This is a genomic window from Methyloparacoccus murrellii (assembly GCF_054657115.1).
Genome location: NZ_BAAHXD010000005.1, coordinates 34,823 through 55,403 on the forward strand (window position 1 = coordinate 34,823; position 20,581 = coordinate 55,403).

General features: G+C 69.2%; 20 protein-coding genes and 1 pseudogene. 6 read left to right on the forward strand and 15 right to left on the reverse strand.

Going from position 1 to position 20,581, the window contains the following annotated elements:
- From hypE to ACYQ1H_RS02250, 4 genes are read right to left on the reverse strand one after another with little or no spacing between them, the layout of a single operon-like run.
- The gene (gene hypE, locus ACYQ1H_RS02235; protein WP_460026426.1) at positions 1-1,059 is read right to left on the reverse strand and encodes a hydrogenase expression/formation protein HypE; all 1,059 of its coding nucleotides are present in this window, start codon (positions 1,057-1,059) and stop codon (positions 1-3) included.
- Positions 1,056-1,670, reverse strand: a complete 615-nt coding sequence (locus ACYQ1H_RS02240) for a hypothetical protein (RefSeq protein ID WP_460026427.1) — start codon at positions 1,668-1,670, stop codon at positions 1,056-1,058. The genes hypE and ACYQ1H_RS02240 overlap by 4 nt, the downstream gene beginning before the upstream one ends.
- A 57-nt stretch (positions 1,671-1,727) precedes the next feature.
- Positions 1,728-2,831, reverse strand: coding sequence for a hydrogenase formation protein HypD (gene hypD / locus ACYQ1H_RS02245; RefSeq protein ID WP_460026428.1), 1,104 nt, complete (start codon positions 2,829-2,831; stop codon positions 1,728-1,730).
- Between the two features lie 7 nt (positions 2,832-2,838).
- Positions 2,839-3,078 (reverse strand): HypC/HybG/HupF family hydrogenase formation chaperone, encoded by a 240-nt coding sequence (locus ACYQ1H_RS02250; protein WP_460026429.1) that lies wholly within the window; start codon positions 3,076-3,078, stop codon positions 2,839-2,841.
- 116 nt (positions 3,079-3,194) lie between these two features.
- Between ACYQ1H_RS02250 and ACYQ1H_RS02255 the strand changes: the two genes are divergently transcribed.
- The 3 genes from ACYQ1H_RS02255 to ACYQ1H_RS02265 all read left to right on the forward strand — a co-directional run bounded on the left by ACYQ1H_RS02255 (position 3,195) and on the right by ACYQ1H_RS02265 (position 7,500).
- Positions 3,195-6,272 (forward strand): DEAD/DEAH box helicase, encoded by a 3,078-nt coding sequence (locus ACYQ1H_RS02255; RefSeq protein ID WP_460026430.1) that lies wholly within the window; start codon positions 3,195-3,197, stop codon positions 6,270-6,272.
- A 230-nt stretch (positions 6,273-6,502) separates the two neighbouring features.
- The gene (gene crcB, locus ACYQ1H_RS02260) at positions 6,503-7,210 is read left to right on the forward strand and encodes a fluoride efflux transporter CrcB (protein WP_460026431.1); all 708 of its coding nucleotides are present in this window, start codon (positions 6,503-6,505) and stop codon (positions 7,208-7,210) included.
- Complete coding sequence (locus ACYQ1H_RS02265) at positions 7,186-7,500, forward strand: DUF190 domain-containing protein (RefSeq protein WP_460026432.1); 315 nt, start codon at positions 7,186-7,188, stop codon at positions 7,498-7,500. The genes crcB and ACYQ1H_RS02265 overlap by 25 nt, the downstream gene beginning before the upstream one ends.
- A gap of 3 nt (positions 7,501-7,503) precedes the next feature.
- Here ACYQ1H_RS02265 and acs read toward each other — a convergent pair whose 3' ends face one another.
- The 5 genes and pseudogenes from acs to ACYQ1H_RS02290 form a co-directional block, all read right to left on the reverse strand.
- Positions 7,504-9,798 (reverse strand): acetate--CoA ligase, encoded by a 2,295-nt coding sequence (gene acs, locus ACYQ1H_RS02270; RefSeq protein WP_460026433.1) that lies wholly within the window; start codon positions 9,796-9,798, stop codon positions 7,504-7,506.
- A gap of 50 nt (positions 9,799-9,848) precedes the next feature.
- Positions 9,849-10,436 (reverse strand): annotated as a pseudogene (locus tag ACYQ1H_RS02275) (class I SAM-dependent methyltransferase); the annotation flags it as partial.
- Positions 10,437-10,451: 15 nt separating this feature from the next.
- Entirely contained in the window at positions 10,452-10,631 is a 180-nt protein-coding gene (locus ACYQ1H_RS02280) for a class I SAM-dependent methyltransferase (RefSeq protein ID WP_460026434.1), read from the reverse strand.
- A gap of 54 nt (positions 10,632-10,685) precedes the next feature.
- Positions 10,686-11,396 carry a carboxylesterase family protein gene (locus ACYQ1H_RS02285; protein ID WP_460026435.1) on the reverse strand — a complete coding sequence of 237 codons (711 nt, stop codon included), beginning with the start codon at positions 11,394-11,396 and terminating at the stop codon, positions 10,686-10,688.
- A gap of 13 nt (positions 11,397-11,409) precedes the next feature.
- On the reverse strand, positions 11,410-12,813 hold the full coding sequence (locus ACYQ1H_RS02290) for an OpgC family protein (RefSeq protein WP_460026436.1): 1,404 nt from the start codon (positions 12,811-12,813) through the stop codon (positions 11,410-11,412).
- Between the two features lie 148 nt (positions 12,814-12,961).
- Between ACYQ1H_RS02290 and ACYQ1H_RS02295 the strand changes: the two genes are divergently transcribed.
- Positions 12,962-13,654, forward strand: coding sequence for a response regulator (locus tag ACYQ1H_RS02295; RefSeq protein ID WP_460026437.1), 693 nt, complete (start codon positions 12,962-12,964; stop codon positions 13,652-13,654).
- On the forward strand, positions 13,629-15,050 hold the full coding sequence (locus tag ACYQ1H_RS02300) for a sensor histidine kinase (protein ID WP_460026438.1): 1,422 nt from the start codon (positions 13,629-13,631) through the stop codon (positions 15,048-15,050). Before ACYQ1H_RS02295 ends, ACYQ1H_RS02300 begins: the two co-directional genes overlap by 26 nt.
- A 55-nt stretch (positions 15,051-15,105) precedes the next feature.
- Here the strand turns inward: ACYQ1H_RS02300 and nhaD are convergent, their stop codons facing one another.
- Complete coding sequence (nhaD, locus tag ACYQ1H_RS02305) at positions 15,106-16,566, reverse strand: sodium:proton antiporter NhaD (protein WP_460026439.1); 1,461 nt, start codon at positions 16,564-16,566, stop codon at positions 15,106-15,108.
- Positions 16,567-16,763: 197 nt separating this feature from the next.
- Here nhaD and ACYQ1H_RS02310 point away from each other — a divergent pair, with 197 nt between their 5' ends.
- Complete coding sequence (locus ACYQ1H_RS02310; protein WP_460026440.1) at positions 16,764-17,603, forward strand: SWIM zinc finger family protein; 840 nt, start codon at positions 16,764-16,766, stop codon at positions 17,601-17,603.
- 10 nt (positions 17,604-17,613) lie between these two features.
- On the opposite strand, the gene arsB is transcribed toward ACYQ1H_RS02310, so the two are convergent.
- Genes arsB through ACYQ1H_RS02335 form a run of 5 tightly spaced genes read right to left on the reverse strand, consistent with a single transcriptional unit; the run spans position 17,614 to position 20,438 of the window.
- The gene (gene arsB, locus ACYQ1H_RS02315) at positions 17,614-18,720 is read right to left on the reverse strand and encodes an ACR3 family arsenite efflux transporter (RefSeq protein ID WP_460026441.1); all 1,107 of its coding nucleotides are present in this window, start codon (positions 18,718-18,720) and stop codon (positions 17,614-17,616) included.
- A 29-nt stretch (positions 18,721-18,749) separates the two neighbouring features.
- Complete coding sequence (locus ACYQ1H_RS02320; protein ID WP_460026442.1) at positions 18,750-19,163, reverse strand: arsenate reductase/protein-tyrosine-phosphatase family protein; 414 nt, start codon at positions 19,161-19,163, stop codon at positions 18,750-18,752.
- Positions 19,164-19,180: 17 nt separating this feature from the next.
- Complete coding sequence (locus tag ACYQ1H_RS02325; RefSeq protein ID WP_460026443.1) at positions 19,181-19,672, reverse strand: arsenate reductase ArsC; 492 nt, start codon at positions 19,670-19,672, stop codon at positions 19,181-19,183.
- On the reverse strand, positions 19,669-20,112 hold the full coding sequence (locus tag ACYQ1H_RS02330; protein WP_460026444.1) for an ArsI/CadI family heavy metal resistance metalloenzyme: 444 nt from the start codon (positions 20,110-20,112) through the stop codon (positions 19,669-19,671). Before ACYQ1H_RS02330 ends, ACYQ1H_RS02325 begins: the two co-directional genes overlap by 4 nt.
- Complete coding sequence (locus tag ACYQ1H_RS02335; RefSeq protein WP_460026445.1) at positions 20,109-20,438, reverse strand: ArsR/SmtB family transcription factor; 330 nt, start codon at positions 20,436-20,438, stop codon at positions 20,109-20,111. Before ACYQ1H_RS02335 ends, ACYQ1H_RS02330 begins: the two co-directional genes overlap by 4 nt.
- Positions 20,439-20,581: the final 143 nt, after the last annotated feature.

The following is a 20,581-nucleotide window of genomic DNA, read 5'->3' on the forward strand; positions in this document are numbered from 1 at the left end:
TCAGCAAATCCGCGGCAACTGTTCGCCGCTGAGGCGCAGCAGCAGGCGTTCGGTGCCGTAGCGGGTGCGGACGTGGACCGGTGCCGCCGGCTGCGCCGTGCCGGTGACGCGGCCGATGCCGGCAGCGCCGGCGCCCAGCGGATGTTGCCGCAGCCGGGCCAGCGCCCGCTCCGCCTGATCGCCCGGCACAAGGGCGGCGAAGCGTCCTTCGTTGGCGACATGCAGGGGATCGAAGCCGAGGAGTTCACACACGCCGGCCACATCCTCGCGCACCGGGATCGACTCCTCGTCCAGCTGCATGCCGACGCCGGCCGTCTCGGCGATCTCGATCAGTGCGCTGGCCAGCCCGCCCCGGGTGAGATCGCGCAGGCAATGGACCTCGATGCCGCTATCGAGCAGGTCCAGCACCAGTCCCGAGAGGTCGGCGCAGTCGCTTTCGATGGCGGTTTCAAGGTCCAGCCCCTCGCGCCGGGCCATGATGGCGATGCCATGGCGGCCGAGGTCGCCGCTCACCAGGATCGCATCGCCGGCCCGCACGGCCGCCGGCTGGATGGCCGGCCGGCCGGGTTCGATCAGCCCGATGCCGGCGGTGTTGATGAACAGTCCATCGCCACGACCGCGTTCCACCACCTTGGTGTCGCCGGTGACGATCGCCACCCCGGCCGTCCTCGCGGTTGCGGCCATCGAGCGCAGGATCTGTTCCAGATCACCGACCGGCAAGCCTTCCTCGATGATCAGCGCCGCGCTGAGCCAGAGCGGTCTGGCGCCGGCCATGGCCAGGTCGTTGAGCGTGCCGCACACCGCCAGCTTGCCGATGTCGCCGCCCGGAAAGAACAGCGGCTTGACCACATAGGAATCGGTGGTGAAGGCGATCCGTTGCCCGCCACAGTCGATCACGGCGCTGTCGTGCCGGGCGGACAGGGCGGGATTGTCGAAGACCGGCTGCACCAGCCGGTCGAGCAGCTGCTGCATCAGCTGCCCGCCGCCGCCATGCGCCATGAGGATGCGCTCGTACTGGCCGAGCGGCGCCGGGCAGCTCAGGTCCATGTCGGCGCTCACGGGTTCTGCGTCGTCCGGGGCGGGATGTAGATGGTCTGGATGCGCTCCCGGCCGGGTTGACGGGGCGGCTTGGCAGGCGTGGCCGATGCGGCTGGCGGGCTGGACGCGGGTGCGGGCGCGCTGGCTGGTGACGCGGGGGCGGTTCCGCTGGCACTGGCCGTGGGCGCCGGCGGCTGGCCGGCGCTGGGGAAGCCGCGCAGCCTCAGGCATTCGCGTACCGCGGCCTGGGTCGGCGGCCGCATGGTTTTCGCGCCGCTGGCCGACACGGTGGCCGTGCCCTGCTGCGGGCACTTGCGCAGCGCCACCAGCAGCGGATCGGTTTTGGCATCCTGCTGGTAGCCCAGCTGGTTCATGCAGCGGAGATAGCTCTCGGCGTCGATACTGGCGGCCGGGTCGGCCCCGGGCGCGATGGTTCTGGCCGGATGCCTGGCCCGGCACAGCTGGGCATCTTGGTAATACGGCGTCGTCTTCTGATTGGCCGCTTCGGTGGGGGAGTTGGCGGCGCAGCCGGTTTGCAGCAGCAGCCAGGCCCAGATCAGCGGAGCGCTGCGGGGCCGCGAAAACCGGCACGGACCGGTCCGGGGGCGAGAGGTATCGGTGACAGGGTACATGGCTTGCGTTCTCCGATGGGCTGGCGGCGGCCAGCCGGGGTGCGGGTTTGCGCCGCGTCAGGCCGCGGCGGGGCGGGCGTTCGGGCGATAGCGGTAGTATGCCGCGCAGGCGCCCTCGGCGGACACCATGGTCGCGCCCAGCGGATGCTCCGGCGTGCAGCGGACGCCGAAGGCCGGGCAGCGATCGGGCTTGATGGCTCCCTGCAGGACCCGGCCGCTCTGGCATTCGGTGGTCTCCGTCGCCAGCGGGACACCCGGCGCGAAGCGCCGTGCGGCGTCGATGTCGGCGAACGCCGGGCGCAGTCCCAGCCCGCCGGCCGGGATCGGCCCCAGGCCGCGCCAGTCGCGATCGACCACCTCGAACACCGCTTCCATGCGCCCGCGGGCCACCGGGTTGCCCGCGCGCCTGACCATGCGCCGGTACTGGTTGGCAACGCCCGCCTCGCCGCGCTCCAGCATCTCCAGGCAACGGTGGATGCCGGCCAGCAGGTCCACCGGCTCGAAGCCGGTCACGACGACGGGGATGCGGTGGCGTGCGGCGACAGGTTCATACTCGTCCGTGCCCATCACCGTGCAGACATGCCCCGCGGCCAGGAAGCCGTCGATGCGGCAGGCCGGCGCGGCCAGCAGGGCTTCCATGGCCGGCGGCACGCGCACATGGCTGACCAGCAGGGAGAAGTTGTCGAGGCCCTCTTGCCGCGCCTGCCAGGCTGCCTGCGCGGTGGCCGGGGCGGTGGTTTCGAAGCCGACGGCGAAGAAGACCACCTGCTGCCCGGGATGCTCCCGCGCCACCTGCAGGGCATCCAGCGGCGAGTACAGCCCGCGCACCGTGCCGCCCTCGGCGCGGGCGCCCAGCAGGTCGCCCCGCGATCCCGGCACCCGCAGCATGTCGCCGAAGGAGCAGAGGATCGCACCCGGCGTGCGGGCGATGGCGATGGCCTGATCGATGGCGGCCGTGGGGGTCACGCAGACCGGGCAGCCGGGTCCGTGGATCAGTTCCACGCCGGGCGGCAGCAGGCGATCGATGCCGTAGCGCAGGATGGCATGGGTCTGGCCGCCGCAGACTTCCATCAGCGTCCACGGCCGGGTACACAGCCGGGCGATGGCGTCCGCGAGCGCCGCCACCAGCTCCCGCGCCCGGTACTCGTGCTGGTGCTTCATGCCCGGCTCACGCCTGCTCCAGGGCCCCCAGGGCGGCGAATTCCGCCAGCGCCTCGCGGGCCTCGTCCTCGTCCAGCCGGGAAATGGCGCAGCCGGCATGGACGATGACGTAGTCGCCGACCGCCGCCTCGGGTGTGAAGGCCAGGCTGACCTCCTTGAGCGCGCCGCCGAAACTGACCCGTCCCCGCGGTTCGCCCGCCCCGGGCTCCGACAGGCTGATGATTTGACCCGGTACCGCGAGACACATGCGCAACCTCAGGAAAACGTTTGGGAAAACGGCGGCGCACGGCGGGCCCGCACCGGGCCGCCATCACGCCTGAAGGGCTACAATAGCGGGATTTTGGGCGGCGTGAAACTCGCGACATGAAAGTCCTGCATTGCTCATGGATACCCGAGCACGGGGACGGCTTCATTCAGGCCGGCGACTTCTGGGTCTGGGTGGAGGACCAGACGCTGCGCGGCGCGTCCCGGGAAACGGGAGTGCACCCGCGCCATCTGCCCAAGAGCGAGCTGATCGCCTTTCTCGAGGGCACGCTGGAACTGTCCGTGTCCGCCTATGAGCGACGCTTTCATTTCCTCCCGCAAACCCTGGCCCTGCCGACGGTCGACGGCTTGCCGCTGCCGGCGCCGGAGTTCGAGCACGGCCTGGACGAGGCCCTGCCGCCCGCGCCCCTCTCGCCCTGGCGGGTGGACGCCTACCGCCAGGTGCGGCCGGTGCCGCAGCTGGGCGAACTGCGCTTCCTGGCCTTCTGCCGGACGCCGGAGACGCGGCCCGGCAGTGATCTGCTGTTCTGGCATTACTTTACCCAGTCGGCCAAGGCGGTGATCCTGCGCGACCGCTACATTCCCCGGCTGGTCTACCGGGAAACCCCGGCCGGCGGCTACGAGCTGCACGGTGGCTGGGAAATCGTGGCCGACGAGTTCGAGCAGCTGATCCGCGAGGCGGTGCAGCTGATGCCGGACGCCTGCGCCACGCTGGGCGGGTGCTGCTACGAGAAGACCAGCCTGCTGCGGCACTGCGCCGAGGTGCTGGTGCAGCGCATCGTCGGTCAGGCCTCGGCTTCGGCCAAGATCGACCGCCGCATCCGCGGCACCCTGGTCGATGCCGCCCGGCAGGAATTGCAGTCGCGGGTGCCCTGGAAGAGCCGCGAGGGCCTGCCGGTCTACCAGGCCTGGCTGGCCTGGCGCCGCAAGCTGGTCGGCCAGCGCGGCGAGGCGCCCTTCAGCCTGCTGTTCCAGCTGCGCGAAGCGGAGACCGAGCAGGCGTCCTGGCGCCTGGACATGCTGGTGGCGCCGCGCCAGGACCCGTCCCTGCAGATTACCCTGGCGCAGTACTGGGCGCTGGACGAGCGGGCGCGGGGCTTCTTCGCCACCCGCTGCGGCGAGGACTTCGAGCAGCGGCTGCTGCTGGCCATGGGGCAGGCGGCGCGCATCTATCCACCCTTGTGGGAAGGGCTGGACGAGGCCCAGCCCTCCGGCATCGACCTCGGTCTCGAGGAGGCTTTTGGCTTCCTGCAGCGGGATGCCTGGGTTCTGGAGGATGCCGGCTTCATCGTGCTGGTACCGGCCTGGTGGACGCCGCAGGGGCGCCGCCGGGCCAAGATCCGGCTGCAGGCCGGCGGCCGCTCGCTGTCCGGCGCGGATCGCCGCAACAGCCTGGATCTCCAGAATCTTATGGCCTATCGCTACGATCTGGCCCTCGGCGACGAGACCGTGGACGAGGCGGAATGGGCCGGCCTGGTGGAAAGCAAGTCGCCGCTGGTGCGGTTCCGCGGCCGCTGGCTGGCGCTGGACCGGGAGAAGATGCGCGAGATGCTGGAGTTCTGGCGCCGCCACCGCGACGACGAAACCGGTATGAGCCTGCCGGAGCTGATGCGCAAGTCGGCCGAGGATGCCGATTTCTTCGAGATCGATCCCCGCCACGCCCTGGCCGAGATGCTGGGCAAGCTGCGCGATCACAGCCGCCTGGAACCGGCCGACAACCCGCCGGGCCTCGCGGCGCAGCTGCGCGACTACCAGAAGCGCGGCCTGGCCTGGGTGGCCTTCCTCGAAAGCCTGGGCCTGAACGGCTGTCTGGCCGACGACATGGGCCTTGGCAAGACCGTGCAGGTACTGGCCCGGCTGGTGCAGGAACGGGCGCCGGGCCATGGTCTGGCGCCGACCCTGCTGGTCGCGCCGACCTCGGTCATCGGCAACTGGCACAAGGAGATCGAACGCTTTGCCCCCGGCCTGCGGGCCTTCATCCACCACGGCACGGTGCGGGTGCGCGATGCCGAGGCCTTCGCCAGCGCCTGCCTGGCCAGCGATGTCGTCATCACGTCCTACGCCCTGGCGCGGCGCGACGAGAAGATCCTCTCCACCATCCGCTGGCGGCGGGTGGTGCTGGACGAGGCGCAGAACATCAAGAATCCGGCCTCGGCGCAGAGCAAGGCGGTGCTCAAGCTCGGCGCCGAGCACCGCCTGGCGCTGACCGGCACGCCGGTGGAAAACCGCCTGCTGGATCTCTGGTCGATCTTCAATTTCCTCAATCCCGGCTATCTCGGCAAGCAGTCGCAGTTCCGCCAGCGCTACGAGCTGCCGATCCAGCGCGACAACGACCCGCGCCGCGCCGAGATGCTCAAGCGCCTGATCGAGCCGTTCGTGCTGCGCCGGGTCAAGACCGATCCCGACATCATCCGCGACCTGCCCGATAAGCTGGAGAACCGCCAGTTCTGCAACCTCGGCAAGGAGCAGGCGTCGCTGTACGAGGCCGTGGTCCGCGATGTCGAGCAGCGTCTCGGCGCCGCCGACGGCATCAATCGGCAGGGGCTGATCCTCTCGACGCTGACCCGGCTCAAGCAGATCTGCAACCACCCCGCCCAGTTCCTGCACGATGGCAGTGTCTTCGCCAGCGACCGCTCGCCCAAGTTGGCGCGGCTGTGCGACATGCTCGGCGACGTCATCGCCGAGGGCGAGAGCGCGCTGGTCTTCACCCAGTTCGCCGAGGTCGGCGGCCAGCTGGAAAGGCATCTGCGCGAACAGCTCGATTGCCCGGTGTTCTACCTGCATGGCGCGGTGCCGGCGGCCAGGCGCGAGCGCATGATCGCCGAGTTCCAGGACCCCGAGACCGGTCCCGGCGTGTTCCTGCTGTCGCTGCGCGCCGGCGGCGTCGGCATCACCCTGACCAAGGCCAACCATGTGTTCCACTTCGACCGCTGGTGGAATCCGGCGGTGGAGGATCAGGCCACCGACCGCGCCTTCCGCATCGGCCAGCGCAAGAACGTTTTCGTGCACAAGTTCATCACCCTGGGCACGCTGGAGGAGCGCATCGACAAGCTGATCGAGGAAAAGAAGCAGGTGGCCTCGCTGATCGTCGGCAACGACGAATCCTGGCTCACCCAGCTCGACAACGAGACCTTCAAGCAGCTGATCGCCCTGAACCGGATGGAGGTGCTGGAGTGAGGTGGCGATGCGGTGGTGCCGGCAGTTGCCATGCGCGGTGGCGGCGTGGATGATGGCATCCCGGGCCGGACAGCCGGCCTTCGCGGCGTCGGCATGGCCGTAGTGCCGCCCGTTCGTGTGGCCGACTCCGGGGGCTCCCTCATGTTTGTCGACATCCCGCCGATCGCCGCGCAGCCGTGCCGCCACGGCGCCGGCATGAAAACCGCCCCGGGCGTTGCCGGGGTGACGGCATGAACCAGCTGCTCGCCATCGCCATCGGCGGTTCGCTGGGCGCGGTCGCCCGGTTTCTGGCCGCCAACGGCATCTATGCCTGGCTGGGTCGGGGCTTTCCGCTCGGCACCCTGTTCGTCAATGTTGCCGGCTCGTTCCTGATGGGCCTCCTGGCCGAACTGATGCTGCAACGCTTCCCGGTGGCGGCAGAGGTCCGGGCCGCGGTGCTGGTCGGCTTCCTCGGCGCCTTCACCACCTTCTCGACCTTTGCGCTGGAGAGCCTCCACCTGATCAACCAGGGCGGCTATCTCAAGGCCATCCTCAATCTCGTGCTCAGCCCGCTGCTCTGCGTGCTGGCGGTGTGGATCGGCATCGTCTGGGCGCGGACCCTGTTCACCGGCATGTCGCCGGCCTGGACGGCCCAGGGCTTGGCCTGGCTGGGGCTGCTGCTCGGGGGCGGCGTGCTGTTCGCGCTGGCCCTGCTCGCCACCCTGGCCTTCCACCATTTCGGCTGGCCGCCGACCGGTCGCGCGGTCATGCTGATCCTGCTGCTCGGTCTGGCCACGGTGGCCGCGACCCTGTGGATGGCGCTGCGGCTCGGCGACGTGCCTCTGGAGCTGGGCGGACTCTTTTCCATTTTCATGCTCAATGGCCTCGCTGCCGCGACACTGCTGTGGCTGGCCTCGCAACTGGGTAACTGGCTATGGCAACTCACGCCGTCACGGTAGCGCGGATCTACCTCCGCGAGGGCGAGCATCGGCTCGCCAAGGTGCTGGACTTTCTCCACGCTCAGGAAAAGGTGGCCGGGGTCACCGTGCTGCGCGGCATCGCCGGCTTCGGCCCGGACGGGCGCCTGCACACCGCCTCGCTGGTGGACCTGTCGCTGGATCTGCCGCTGATCGTCGAGTTCTACGATGAACCGGAGCGGGTCGCCGCGATCCTGGGCCGGCTGGAGGACATCATTCCCCTGCCGCATGTCATCAGCTGGCAGGCCACGCTCCACCGGCATGGCGGCTGAGGCTCAGGCGACGCCCGCCCCGGCCCGTGGTCTGTCGCGGATGATCTGTTCCACCACGGCCGCGTCGGCGAGGGTGGAGATGTCGCCCAGCTGGTCGATCTCGTCCGCCGCGATCTTGCGCAGGATGCGGCGCATGATCTTGCCGGAACGGGTTTTCGGCAGGGCCGGCGTCCACTGGATGACGCCCGGCGCGGCGATGGCGCCGATCTCGTGCCGGACCAGCTCGATCAGGTCGTGGCGCAGGCCCTCGCCCGGCGCGGCATCGGCGGTCAGGGTGACGTAGGCGTAGATGCCCTGTCCCTTGATCGGGTGCGGATAGCCGACCACGGCGGCCTCCGCCACCTGCGGGTGCAGGACCAGGGCGCTTTCGATCTCCGCCGTGCCCAGCCGGTGGCCGGCGATGTTGATGACGTCGTCGACCCGCCCGGTGATCCAGTAGTAGCCGTCCTCGTCCCGCCGCGCGCCGTCGCCGGTGAAGTAGTAGCCGGGGTAGGGGGCGAAGTAGGTGTCGAAGAAGCGCTGCGGATCGCCATGGACCGTCCGCGCCTGGCCGGGCCAGGAGGCCGTCAGCACCAGCACGCCCTCGCCGGGCCCCTCCACCGGGTTGCCTGCCTCGTCCAGCAGCGCGGGCCGCACGCCGAAGAACGGCAGGGCCGCGGAGCCGGGCTTGAGGTCGGTGACGCCGGCCAGCGGCGTGATCATGATGCCGCCGGTTTCGGTTTGCCACCAGGTGTCGACGATGGGGCAGCGCGAGTCGCCGATGACGTGGTAGTACCAGGCCCAGGCTTCCGGGTTGATCGGTTCGCCCACCGAGCCAAGCAGGCGCAGGCTGCCGATGTCGGCCGTGTGCACCCAGCGGTTGCCGAGGCCCATCAGGGCGCGGATGGCGGTCGGTGCGGTGTAGAACAGATGGACCCGGTACTTCTCGATCACCCGCCAGAAGCGGCTGGCATCCGGCCAGGTCGGCACGCCTTCGAACATCAGCGTGGTGGCGCCGTTGCAGAGCGGCCCGTAAACCACGTAGCTGTGTCCGGTGACCCAGCCCAGATCGGCCGTGCACCAGTAGATCTCGCCGTCGTGATAGTCGAACACGTAGCGGTGGGTGACGGCGGTGTACAGCAGGTAGCCGCCGGTGCTGTGCAGCACGCCCTTGGGCTGGCCGGTGGAGCCGGAGGTGTAGAGGATGAACAGCGGGTCCTCGGCATCCATCGATTCCGGCGGGCACACCGGGTCGGCAGCCTCGACCAGCGCATGGTAGTCGTGGTCGCGGCCTGCCATCCAGCCGGTTTCCGCGCCGGTGTGCCGCACCACTATGACGCTCCCGACGTCGGGACAGGCGCTCAGGGCCTCGTCCACGTTCTGTTTCAGCGGCACGCGCCGGCCGCCGCGGCGGCCCTCGTCGGCGGTGACCACATGCCGGCAGCCGGCGTCGAGGATGCGGTCCTTCAGCGCCTCGGCGGAGAAGCCGCCGAACACCACGCTGTGCACGGCGCCGATGCGGGCGCAGGCCAGCATGGCCACGGCGCCCTCGGGAATCATCGGCAGGTACAGGCACACCCGGTCGCCGCGCCGCACGCCCTGCGCCTTCAGCACGTTGGCGAAGCGGCAGACCTGCTCGTGCAGTTCGCGATAGGTCAGCCGGCGCTGCTGGTCCGGTTCGTCGCCTTCCCAGAGCAGGGCGACCTGGTCGCCGCGCTCGGCCAGGTGGCGGTCCAGGCAGTTGACGCTGGCATTCAGTCGCCCGCCCTGGAACCACGCGATCCGGGCGGTCCTGAAATCCCACTGGCTGACCCGATCCCAGGGGTAGTCCCAGTGCAGGAATTCGCCGGCCAGATCGGCCCAGAATCCGTCCGGGTCGGCCAGCGAGCGCGCATACAGCGCCTGATAGCGCTCGGCCGTGATCAGCGCGCCGGCCTCGGCGTCTCTGGACACCGGATAGACCGGTTCGTGGGTGGGCTGCACCGGGTTGAACGAACCCGCCGTCATGGCAATCTGCCGGTCCAGTCCGGCAATCTTGAATACCTTCTTCAGCAGCGGACTGACGTTGATCATGCGGATGCGGCCGCTGCCGACCGTTTTCGCCGCCAGGATGCACAGCCGCAGGAAGGCGGAGGCGACGAACGCGACGTCCTCCATGTCCAGCACCACCGCCTTGCCGGCCGCCGTGATGCGGTCGAGCAGCGGCTGGTGAAGCTCGGCGCAGACGGTGCTGTCGAGACGCCCGGCGAGGCGCACCACCAGGGTGGTGTCATGTTCGACGATGTCCAGGGGCGGAAGGTGGTCGGCGGTGGCGGTCATGCGCGGGCTCCGGGTCGCAGGCGGGATGGCGTAATGGTGAGCGCGGATTTTTACACGGCGCGGGCCGGGGCGTAACCGGCGGCTGGCATGCAGGGCCCCGCGCGGGCGAGGATGCGCGCCCCGCCCAGCTGTCCGGATTGCAGTGCTGCCAGCAACTCGGCATACCAGCGCGTGACGAAGCCATGGGCCTCCGCGCCTGCCAGCGCCAGCATCCCGGCTTTCCGGTCGTGGAAGCGTTGCAGCAGGTTCGCGTACCAGCGGATGAAGTGCGGCGTCCAGTCCTCCAGGCTCTCCAGCTGCCAGCCCGCCGCCGCCAGAACCCCGGCCAGCTTCGCGGGCACCAGCGGCTGGCCGATTTCCGTGCCGAGCCCGGGCGGCAGCGGGGCGGCAAGCGGGCGCGTGTATTCGACCATCAGCAGCCTGCCGCCGGGCCGGCAGACCTGGCGCATCTGCCGCAGGGCGGCCGGCTGGTCGGCAAAGGCATACAGGCCGGTGAACAGGTAGACGAGGTCGAAGGGCGGGAGCCCCAGCGTATCCAGCCGGGTGGCGTCGCCGGCCAGGAAGTGCACCGACGGATAGCGCTGGCGGGCGAAGGCGATGGATTGGGCATCGAGATCGACGCCGGTGACCGTGCCCCAGCCCCGTGCCTGGAACTAGGCGGCGGTGCCCCCGCGGCCGCAGCCCACGTCCAGCAGGCGATGGCTGTCCTGGCGCGCGAGCCCGGCGCAGGCGAGCCGGATGGTTTCCGCCTCTCCCGGATGGGCGTAGTCGCCGTCCCGGGCCAGGGCCAGGAGCGCCTTGCCCTGGGGTGAATTCAATGAAAAGGCGGTCATGCCGGCGGCGACGCCTGAAGGCGCGGTGGGCGCCCGCCAGACATCATGAAGCGCCTAGCGCCGCTGGGCGAACAGCCAGCGCCAGAGCGCCGGCTCCTGATAGGCGACATCCCAGGCATCGTGGCCGACATCCGGATATTCCGTGTGCCGGGGCGGGTGGCCGCAGGCCGTCAGCGCCGCCGCCATGCCGCGGGTGAAGCCCGGGTGCACCACCTCGTCGAGGGCGCCGTGAAAGGCCCACACCGGTGTCGGCACGATGGCTTCGGCCCGGGCCAGGTAGATCGCCTGGTTCTCTCCCGAATCGGGGCTGCCGCTGGCGGCGGCGGGGTAATGGACGCCGCCGCAGACCGGCACCAGCGCGGCGAAGACGTCTCGGTGGCGGGCGCCCAGATACCAGACACCGGTGCCGCCCATGGACAGGCCGGTCAGATAGCGCCGCGCCGGATCCACGGTTTCCTCGCGGCAGGTTTTCTCCAGGCAGGCCATGGCCAGTGCGGCCATGTCAGGCCGGCTCCAGCAGCGGCCGCCGCTGATCTGGGGAAACACGGCCAGGCAGGGAAACCGGTCGGGATGCCGGCGTATCGCCGCGCCCAGACCGATCTGGGTGGGCAGGATGCCGTCACGACCGCGCTCGCCGGCGCCGTGCAGGAACAGGATCACCGGCCAGCCGGCCGCCGGCGGCTCGCCACGCGGACGAAACAGCTGGTAACGGTACAGGCGCTCGTCCAGGAGCAGGCTGCGGTCGAGAAAGCCGGTCTCGCTCATCGGGTCGCCAGTCTCAGTGATCCAGCCCGAGCCGGGCCAGCCGGCCCGGTGCCCCGCGAGTTCCCGGTACCGGCCGCGGCCGGTCGGCGGCCGCCCGCAGGTCGTGCGTCGGCACATCCAGGGTGGGTTCCGCGCCCAGCCAGGGCTCCTCGCTGGCCGATGGCGGCGCCGGTTTCTTGGGCAGCAGGAAGGGCGTCGCCGCCAGCGGCAGCAGCATCAGCACCAGTGCCAGCGGGCGCAGGCATGCGCGCCGGAAGGTATCCAGATCGAAGAAGCTGCCCGCCAGTCTGGCGGGCTGCATCCGGGCCGGGTGTTTCCAGGGTTTTCCGTCCAGCCAGGCCAGCAGCTGGCCCAGGCCCAGCAGCAGGGCCAGGCCACCGACATTGACAGCCAGCAGTGGCAGCCAGCTATGGCCGGTCTGGTCGAGCAGCATGCCGCCCATGCGCGACAGCAGCAGACCCAGCGCGAAGATGGCGAGGGACTGCTGTCCCAGCATCCGAATCTGCCTGGCCAGGGGGCGCTCCAGCCAGGCCCCGGAGCGGGCCAGCCACGAGGCGACCAGATAGCCCAGCGCCGCGAAGTGCAGCAGGCGCAGGGGGCCAAGGCGGGTTTTGTCGTACCAGGGCTCAATCAGTTCGTGCAGTCCGGCCATCCAGGCGAACGGCCGCAGCAGGGCTTCGTGGGCAAACGGCGCCGCTAGCAGCACCAGCGCCAGGCTCAGCCGCAGCGGCCAGCGCTGTCGCAGGCGGATGCGGATCCAGCCGGCGCCCAGCAGGTAGCCGCCGAAGAACACCAGTTGCCAGGCGAAGGGGTTGAAGAACCAGCCACGGGTGGTGGCTGGCTCCGCCGACAGTTCCAGGTTGAAGCGGTAGGTGGCGAGATATAGGGCAAGCGAGGCGGCCACGGCCAGCGCGCGGCTGAGTTCCGACAGCGCCCAGAACACCGGCGTCCACAGCAGCAGCACCAGGTACATCGGCAGGATGTCGATGCCGTTGGGCAGGTAGCGCAGCGTCACCAGCGCTGGCAGCGCCTCGTGCGTCTGCTCGAAGAAGAAGCGGATGTTGAGCTGCTGGATGTAGTCGTGCGGCGGGAACAGGGCATTGCCGATCAGGCAGCTCAGCGCCAGCGCGCCGAACAGTCCCAGGTGTGCGGCATAGATCTGCACGCAGCGTTGCAGTACCCGGGCCGTGCCCGGCCACAGCCCGGAGCGCGCGAAGGCCTGCCCGAACACCCGGGCCGACACGAAGCCCGAGCAGAACACGAACACCTCGGCGGCATCGCTCCAGCCGTAGCGCGACAGGGTGAAGAACTGGCCCGCATTGTTCGGCATGTGATTGACGAAGATCACCAGCAGCGCCAGGCCGCGGATGAAGTCCAGCCGGATGTCGCGGGGCGGTGAGGGGGGCGGGAGACTCATGATCGGCGATCACCTGCTCGGGAGGATTTGGGTATGCTAGCCGGGCCTCCGGGCGGGTTTCCCGATCCTCCGGCGCCTGGCCCAACCGGGGCCGGCAGCCGCGCATGGTAGCGCCGAAACCTTACATGAACCTTTCATAACCGCGTGCATGAAAATACTTTTGGTCGAAGATGACGCGGCCCTCGCCGACGGCTTGCAGCACAGCCTGGCCGAGATCGGCTTCGACGTCACGCTGGCAACCACCTTCAGCTTTGCCGACAGCGCGCTCCGCACCCAGGCCTACGACCTGATGATTCTCGACCTGGGATTGCCGGACGGCGATGGCCGCGACCTGCTGAGCCAGCTGCGCCAGCGCCGCTCGACCCTGCCGGTGTTGATCCTGACCGCCCGCGATGGCCTCAACGACCGCATCGGCGGCTTGCAGCTGGGGGCCGACGACTACATGATCAAACCCTTCGAGCTGCGCGAGCTGGAGGCGCGGGTACAGGCCCTCTTGCGGCGCAGCCTCGGCGGCCATGGGCGGACGCTGGCTTTGGGGCCGCTGCGGCTGGACAGCTTCCAGCACCAATTCCACCTGCAGGAGGCGCCGCTGCTGCTGCCCTCGCGCGAGCATGGCGTGCTGGAGGCGCTGATGCTGCAAGCGGGCCGCGTGGTCAGCAAGGAACGCATCGCCCAGCGGCTGGCGGTGGGCGCCGGCGAGCTGGCCGACAACGCCATCGAGGTCTACGTCCACCGCCTGCGCCGGCGGCTGTCCCCGGCGGGCATCCGCATCCGCACCCTGCGCGGCCTCGGCTATCTGCTCGAACTGGACGGCGATGCGGCGTCGCGCGCAGAGTCTTAGGACGCAGCTGCTGCTGCGGCTCAGCGGGCCGCTGCTGCTGGTTGTGCTGCTGGATGTCGCCGTGTCCTATTTCGTGGCGCTGCACTATGCCAACCTGGCCTACGACCGCTGGCTGCTGGATTCCGCCCGCTCGCTGGCGCAGCAGGTCAAGAGCTACAGGGACCGCATCACCTTCGAGTTGCCGCCGATCGCCGTCGAGGTGTTCCGCTGGGACGCCATGGACAAGACTTTCTTCAAGATCGAATCGCGCGCCAGCGGTTTCATGGCCGGCGACCGCGCCCTGCCCAGCCCGGATCTCCGCGAGCTGATGCCGGAGGAGCCCTATTTCAGCGACCGCCTGATGCAGGGCGAGGAGGTCCGCGTGGTTTCGGTCGTCGCCATGCCCGGTGTCAGCGGCGCGGAAGTGGTGGTGTCGGTGGCCGAGACCCTGCACAAGCGGCGCGGCATGCTGGAGGAGATGCTGCTGGCCGTGGTGTTGCCGCAGTTGCTGCTGGTCTGCATCACCGTGTTCCATGTCTGGACCAGCGTCAGGCTGGGGCTGCGGCCGCTGGCGGACCTGTCGCGACTGATCGACAGCCGTTCCGCCCGCGACCTGACGCCGATTCCCGATGCCGACGTGCCGCTGGAGGTGCGCTCGCTCACGCATCGGCTCAACGCCCTGCTGGAACGGCTCGGCGGCGCCCTCGCCAGTCAGCAGCGCTTCATCGAGAACGCCGCGCACCAGTTGCGTACGCCGCTGGCGGGGCTGAAGCTGCAAGCGGAGCGCGCCGCGCGGGCGCGCGACATGGCCACCCTGCAACCGGCGCTGGAGCATATCCAGCACGCCGCCGACCGGGTCGCGCATCTGGGCTCGCAGCTGCTGGCGCTGGCGCATTCCGAATTCGCCCGCCAGGCCCAGCGCGAGCCTACCCGGCTGGACATGGCGGCCCTGGCTCGGGAGGTCTGCCTGGAATGGGTGCCGCGGGCGCTGGAACGGGGCATGGAACTGGCCCTCGAGGCGCCCGACGGTCCGGTCGAGGTCAACGGCGACGCCCTGCTTCTGCGCGAGTTGCTCGGCAACCTGCTGGACAACGCCCTGCGCTATGGTGGCGGCCGGGGCGCCATCGAGGTATCGGTGACGGCAGCGGTCGCCGGTCCCGTACTCGGCATCGCCGACGCCGGGCCCGGTATCCCGCCCAGCGAGGCCGGCCGGGTTACCGAGCGCTTCTACCGCATTCCCGGCAGCCCCGGCGACGGCTGCGGTCTGGGTCTGGCGATCGTCAAGGAGATTGCCGACCGCCATCGCGCCGAACTGGCCATCGGTACCGGCCCCCGCGGCGGGGCATGCATCGCCGTTCGCTTCCCCGCCCCGGCCTCGGTCCCGGCGGCCGGCCAACCGATCGTGGCCGAAGCCTGAGCCGTATCGGCCGGCCGCTGCGGGTGCCACAGGCGGCGCAGCCGGGCAACTGGAGTCAGAAGCTGCCGGCGTTGATGAGGAAATGCGCGCCGATGGCGCTGGCGTAACCCAGCAGGATGGCCGGCGCCCAGCGGAGGTGGGTGAGGAAGGTGTAGGCACCCTTGGCCTGGCCCATCAGCGCCACCCCGGCCGCCGAGCCGACCGACAGCAGGCTGCCGCCGACGCCGGCGGTCAGGGTCACCAGCAGCCATTGACCATGCGACATGTCCGGATTCATGGAGAGGATGGCGTACACCACCGGGATGTTGTCCACCAGCGCCGAAACCAGGCCAACCAGGATGTTGGCGCCGGTGGCGCCGAGATCCCCGTAGAGAAACTGCGAGGCCAGCGTCAGATAGCCGATGAAGTTGAGGCCGCCGACGCAGAGCACGATGCCGTAGAAGAACAGCAGCGTGTCCCATTCCATCGAGGCCAGCTGGTGAAAGACGTCGAAGCGTGGCGCGCGCTCGCCGGCTTTCTCCGTGGTCGTCGTCTCCAGTTCCGGGTGATGCGCGGTGTCGCCCAGGCTGACCGGCATGTCCGTGCCCTCCTGGTGCGTCAGCTGCATGAAATAGGAGAAGAATTGCAGGTAGGTGAAGCCGGCCATCATGCCGATCGCCGCCGGCAGGCTCAGATAGTTCTCGAACAGCACGGCGGTCAGGATGGTCAGCAGGAACAGCAGCACGATGCGTCGCGCGCCCCGTTCCAGGGTCACCGGGGTGTCCAGGGGCGCCGGCCGTCGCCTGGGAACGGCGAAGTGCATCAGCGCGGCCGGGATGAGGAAGTTCAGCAGCGACGGAATGAAAAGGGCGAAGAAGGCCCAGAAGTCCAGGATGCCCTTCTGCCAGACCATCAGGGTCGTGATGTCGCCGAACGGGCAGAAGGCGCCGCCGGCGTTGGCCGCGACCACCGTGTTGACGCAGGCAATGCCGACGAAGCGCGGATCGTCCTTGCCGACCGCCATCACCACCGCGCACATGAGCATGGCGGTGGTCATGTTGTTCGATACCGAGGAGATGAAGAAGGCCAGGACACCGGTGACCCAGAACAGCTGCCGGTAGCTGAAGCCGAGGTTGATCAGCCAGGCGCGCAGGCTGTTGAACACGCCGCGTTCGTCCATGGCGTTGACGTAGGCGATGGAGACGATCAGGAACAGGAGCAGCTCGCTGTATTCCAGCACCACATGGCGTACCGCCCGGGTCGCGACCTCGGGTTGCCCCAGCAGCTTGTAGCTGATGGCGATCGCCACCCAGATCAGTGCGGCCGCCAGCATCATCGGCTTCGACTTGCGCAGTTCGATGACTTCCTCAAGCACGACCACGACATAGGCGAGGGCGAAGGCCGACAGGGCAAACCAGCCGACCGCGTGGCCGGTCAGGTCCACGGCGGGTGTCTCGGTTGCCGTTTCGGCGGCGACGGGCAGGGAGAATCCGGCCAGCAGGAGCCACCATGCGGTGAGAGGTAACAGGCGTGTCATCGTTGTCCCTGGTCTTGTGTTCTGGGGGGGAACACCACGGCGGACGGGCGCAGTCGCCGTGGCCTGTCGGATACAATCCTGGCAGGAGCAGCCGGCCAGCGGGTCCGGATTCCCGACCGAATCAGTCAACAAAGATGGTTTCGCATACATAATTGTTCCCCATGCCAGGGGAAGGTCGCGCAGCCCGGGAAACAGACATGCACAAAATGGGAAAAACCTGGTGGGGCGAGCGCTTCCTGCATGTGCTGGAAACCTACACCGAGCCGAGCCGGCTGGTGCGCGGGCGCCAGTACCTGAGCGGGCAGCGGATCGACCAGTGGGCGGTGAAGGGTACCCGCGTCGAGGCGCGGGTGCGCGGCAAGATCAACCCCTATTACGGCATGCACGAGGTGCCCGTGTACGATACCTGGCTACAGTTCGAGCCGGTGCCGCACGCCGCCTGGGATGAAGCGCTGGGGTTGATCGGCAGCCGCGCCGGCTATATCTCGCGGCTGCTCTTCAACGAGATGCCGGACGAGATCGAGCGGCCGCTGGCCGGGCTGGGCGTCAGCCTGCTGCCGGAAAGCCACCGGGAAATCCGCAGCGGCTGTTCCTGCCCGGATGTCGAGAATCCCTGCAAGCACGTGGCCGCGCTGTACTTCCTGCTGGCGGCTCGCCTGGATCAGGATCCCTTCCTGTTGTTCGAGTTGCGCGGCCTGTCCCGTGCCGACCTGATCCGCCGGCTCAAGGCCACGCCGCTGGGCACGGCCCTGGCCGCTGCGCTGGACGAGGCGCCCGCCGAGCCGGTCGCGGCGGCCAGCTTTTTCACCCGCCCGCTGGCCCAGCCCCTGCCCGCCGCGGTTTCTCCCCACGGATTCTGGCGCGGCCAACGCCGGCTGCCGGCCGGTGTCGAGCCCCCGGCCACCGCGGCCGTGGCCGGCATCCTCATCCGCAAGGGTGGCGATTATCCGCCGTTCTGGGACAAGGACGAATCCTTCGTCGATGTCATGGATGCCTTCTACGAGCAGGTGCGCAAGAAGGGCAAGGATTGGCTGTAGGCCGCCCGCCTCAGGCAGCCTCGAACCATCCCCGGGTCCGGTTGCAGGCGGCGCAGACCGACAGCATGACAGGCACCTCCACCAGCACGCCCACGACCGTTGCCAGCGCGGCGCCGGATTCCGGCCCGTACAGCGTGATGGCGGTGGCCACGGCCAGTTCGAAGAAGTTGCTGGCGCCGATCAGCGCGCCGGGCGCGGCGATGGCGTGGCGGACCTTGAACAGTTTCATCAGCCCGTAGACCAGCGAGGAATTGAAATAGACCTGGATCAGGATCGGGATGGCGATGAGGACAACATGGAACCAGCGCCCGAGGAGGTTGTCGGCCTGGAAGGCGAAGATCAGCGCCAGGGTCAGCAGCAAGGCGCCGAGGGCGACAGGGTGCAGGCGCGGCAGGAACTGGTGCTCGAACCAGTCCTTGCCCTTCCGCTTCAGCAACGCGCGGCGTGTCAGGATCCCCGCCGCGAGCGGGACGACGATGAAGACCAGCACCGAGTGAAGCAGGACTGCGAAGGGCACGGCCAGGCCCGACGCTCCGGTGACCAGCCAGCTGACGATGGGCGCGAAGGCCAGCAGCATGACGAGATCGTTGACCGCCACCTGCACCAGCGTATAGCCGGGATCACCGTCGGTCAGGTAGCTCCATACGAACACCATGGCGGTGCAGGGCGCGGCGGCGAGGATGATCACGCCGGCGATGTACTGGTCGGCGGCTGCCGGCCCGATGAGTGGCAGGAACAGCTGCCTGAAGAACAGCCAGCCCAGCAGCGCCATGCTGAAGGGCTTGACCAGCCAGTTGACGAACAGGGTGATCAGCAGGCCGCGCGGATGGCGGCCGGCATCGATGACCGCGGCGAAATCCACCTTCAGCATCATCGGGTAGATCATCAACCAGATCAGGACGGCGAGCGGCAGGTTGATGTGGGAGAGTTCGAACCCGCGCAGTGCCGCGACGGGTTCCGGCAGCAGCCTGCCCAGCAGCACTCCGGCCAGCATGCACAGGCCCACCCAGAGGGTCAGGTAGCGGTCGAAAACGCTCATGCGTCTGGCCGGGGAGGTCGCTGCCCGGGCCGCGATCCGGCTCTGCGGCGGTTGCCCGGGTTTTGCCTGGATGGACATGGGGTTCCTCCGCCGGGCTCTGGTGCGGGTCATGGATGGCCGATCGATCGCACGGCCTGTTCCGGGGCCAGGCGTGCGAGTCCCCCGGGATGCCGTCCGACCCGCCGCTCCAGGATGGCAAAGGCCCGGGCGATGGCCAGTTGGGCGGGACAGATTTCTCCGGCCGCGTTGTCGCAGACGGTGATGACGAAATCCAGCGCCGCGGCGCTGGGCGTGGCGAATTCATCCCAGCGCTTGCGGTGCGGCTCATGAACCGGAATGCCGTGCCGGGCCAGGGTGGCCAGCGCGCGCCGATCGACCCGGCCGGTCGGTTGGCTGCCGGCGCTGCGCGCGATGAAGCGATCCTGTCCCGGATGGTTGAGCAGGGCTGCTGCCATGATGCTGCGCGCCGAGTTGCCCGCGCACAGGAGCAGGACCCGATAGGGGGGCGTGCCAAGGCTCATGGGTGCCTCGCGGGGCGTCAGCGGATGTCGCGGCCGATGCGATTCAGCTCCGCGCCCAGGGCTTCGCGGCCCAGCTCGGCGAGCGGGAGGTGCAGCATGGCTTCGACGCGTCGCTGCAGCGTGGCAAAGGTCGCATCGAAGGCGGCGATTCGTGCCTCCGGGGTGCCTTCCACATGGCCGGGATCGGCGACGCCCCAGTGGCCCCGCACCGCCGTGCCCAGGTAGGCCGGGCAGGCTTCGCCGCCCGCCGCGTCGCAGACGGAAATCAGGATGTCGATCGGCGTGTCCCGGAATTCCTCCCAGGACTGGCTGCGATAGCCCTCGGTCGGCAGGCCATGCCGGGCCAGGGTTGCCAGGGCGTCGTCGTTGATGCGGCCGAGAGGATGGCTGCCGGCGCTGTAGGCCCTTACCCGGCCATGGCCGAGCGCGTTCAGCAGGGCTTCTGCCATCACGCTGCGGCAGGAGTTGCCGGTGCAGAGCACCAGCACGTTGTGGAGCCGTGCGCTCATGGACAGGCTCCCTGCTTTGGCGCGCAGCAGCTCGCGGGGGACGCTTGGCCGAGGTCGCGCGGCGCCTTGCCGAAGACCGGGATCGCGGTCAGTGAACGGAAGGCTTCCCAGGGCAGCCCGCTGGGATCGACGGTCCAGTACTTGTCGGACGTCGCGTAACAGCAGGCGGTGCCCCGTTGTTCGGTGACCGGCAGGGCTGCCCCGGCCAGGCGCGTGTTGATCTCTTCCAGTTCGGCGTCGGACTCGACCTGGATGCCGAGATGGTCGAGGCCGGGCTTGGCGCCGCGCGCCGAGATGGCGAAGTTGACGCGCGGATCGTCCAGCAGCCATTTGGCGTAATCCGGCTTGCAGACGCCGGGTTCGGCGCCGAACAGCGCGGAGTAGAAGGCGATGCTCTCGGCCAGGTTATCGACGGAGACATGTAGATGCAGGCGTTTCATGACGGCCTCCCGGAGGGCTTGGAAGCGTCGGGGGCGCAGGGCGCGCCACCGCAGCAGTTTTCGCTCAGGTAGCCGATGACGCCGTGCATGGTGGCGAAGTCGGCGCAGTAGATGACAAACCGGCCGCTCTGTCGCGAGGCGACCAGCCCGGCATGGCTGAGCTCCTTCAGGTGGAAGGACAGCGAGGACGGCGGCACGGCGAGCTGTTCGGCGATTTTTCCCGCCGTAAGTCCCGCCGGTCCGGCCTGCACCAGCTGGCGAAAGATCGCCAGACGGGTTTCCTGGGCCAGGGCGGCGAGCGCGGCAAGGACGGTTTCTGTTTCCATAATTCAACAATATTCGAAATTTAGAAGTGACGCAAGCGCCGATGCCGATGGGGTGCGATGGCTGGACCCGGGGGGCGGCGCGGTGGCCGGAAAACGGTTTGGAGGGACAACTATTCACAATCAGCCCAGGAGGCTGATTGTTC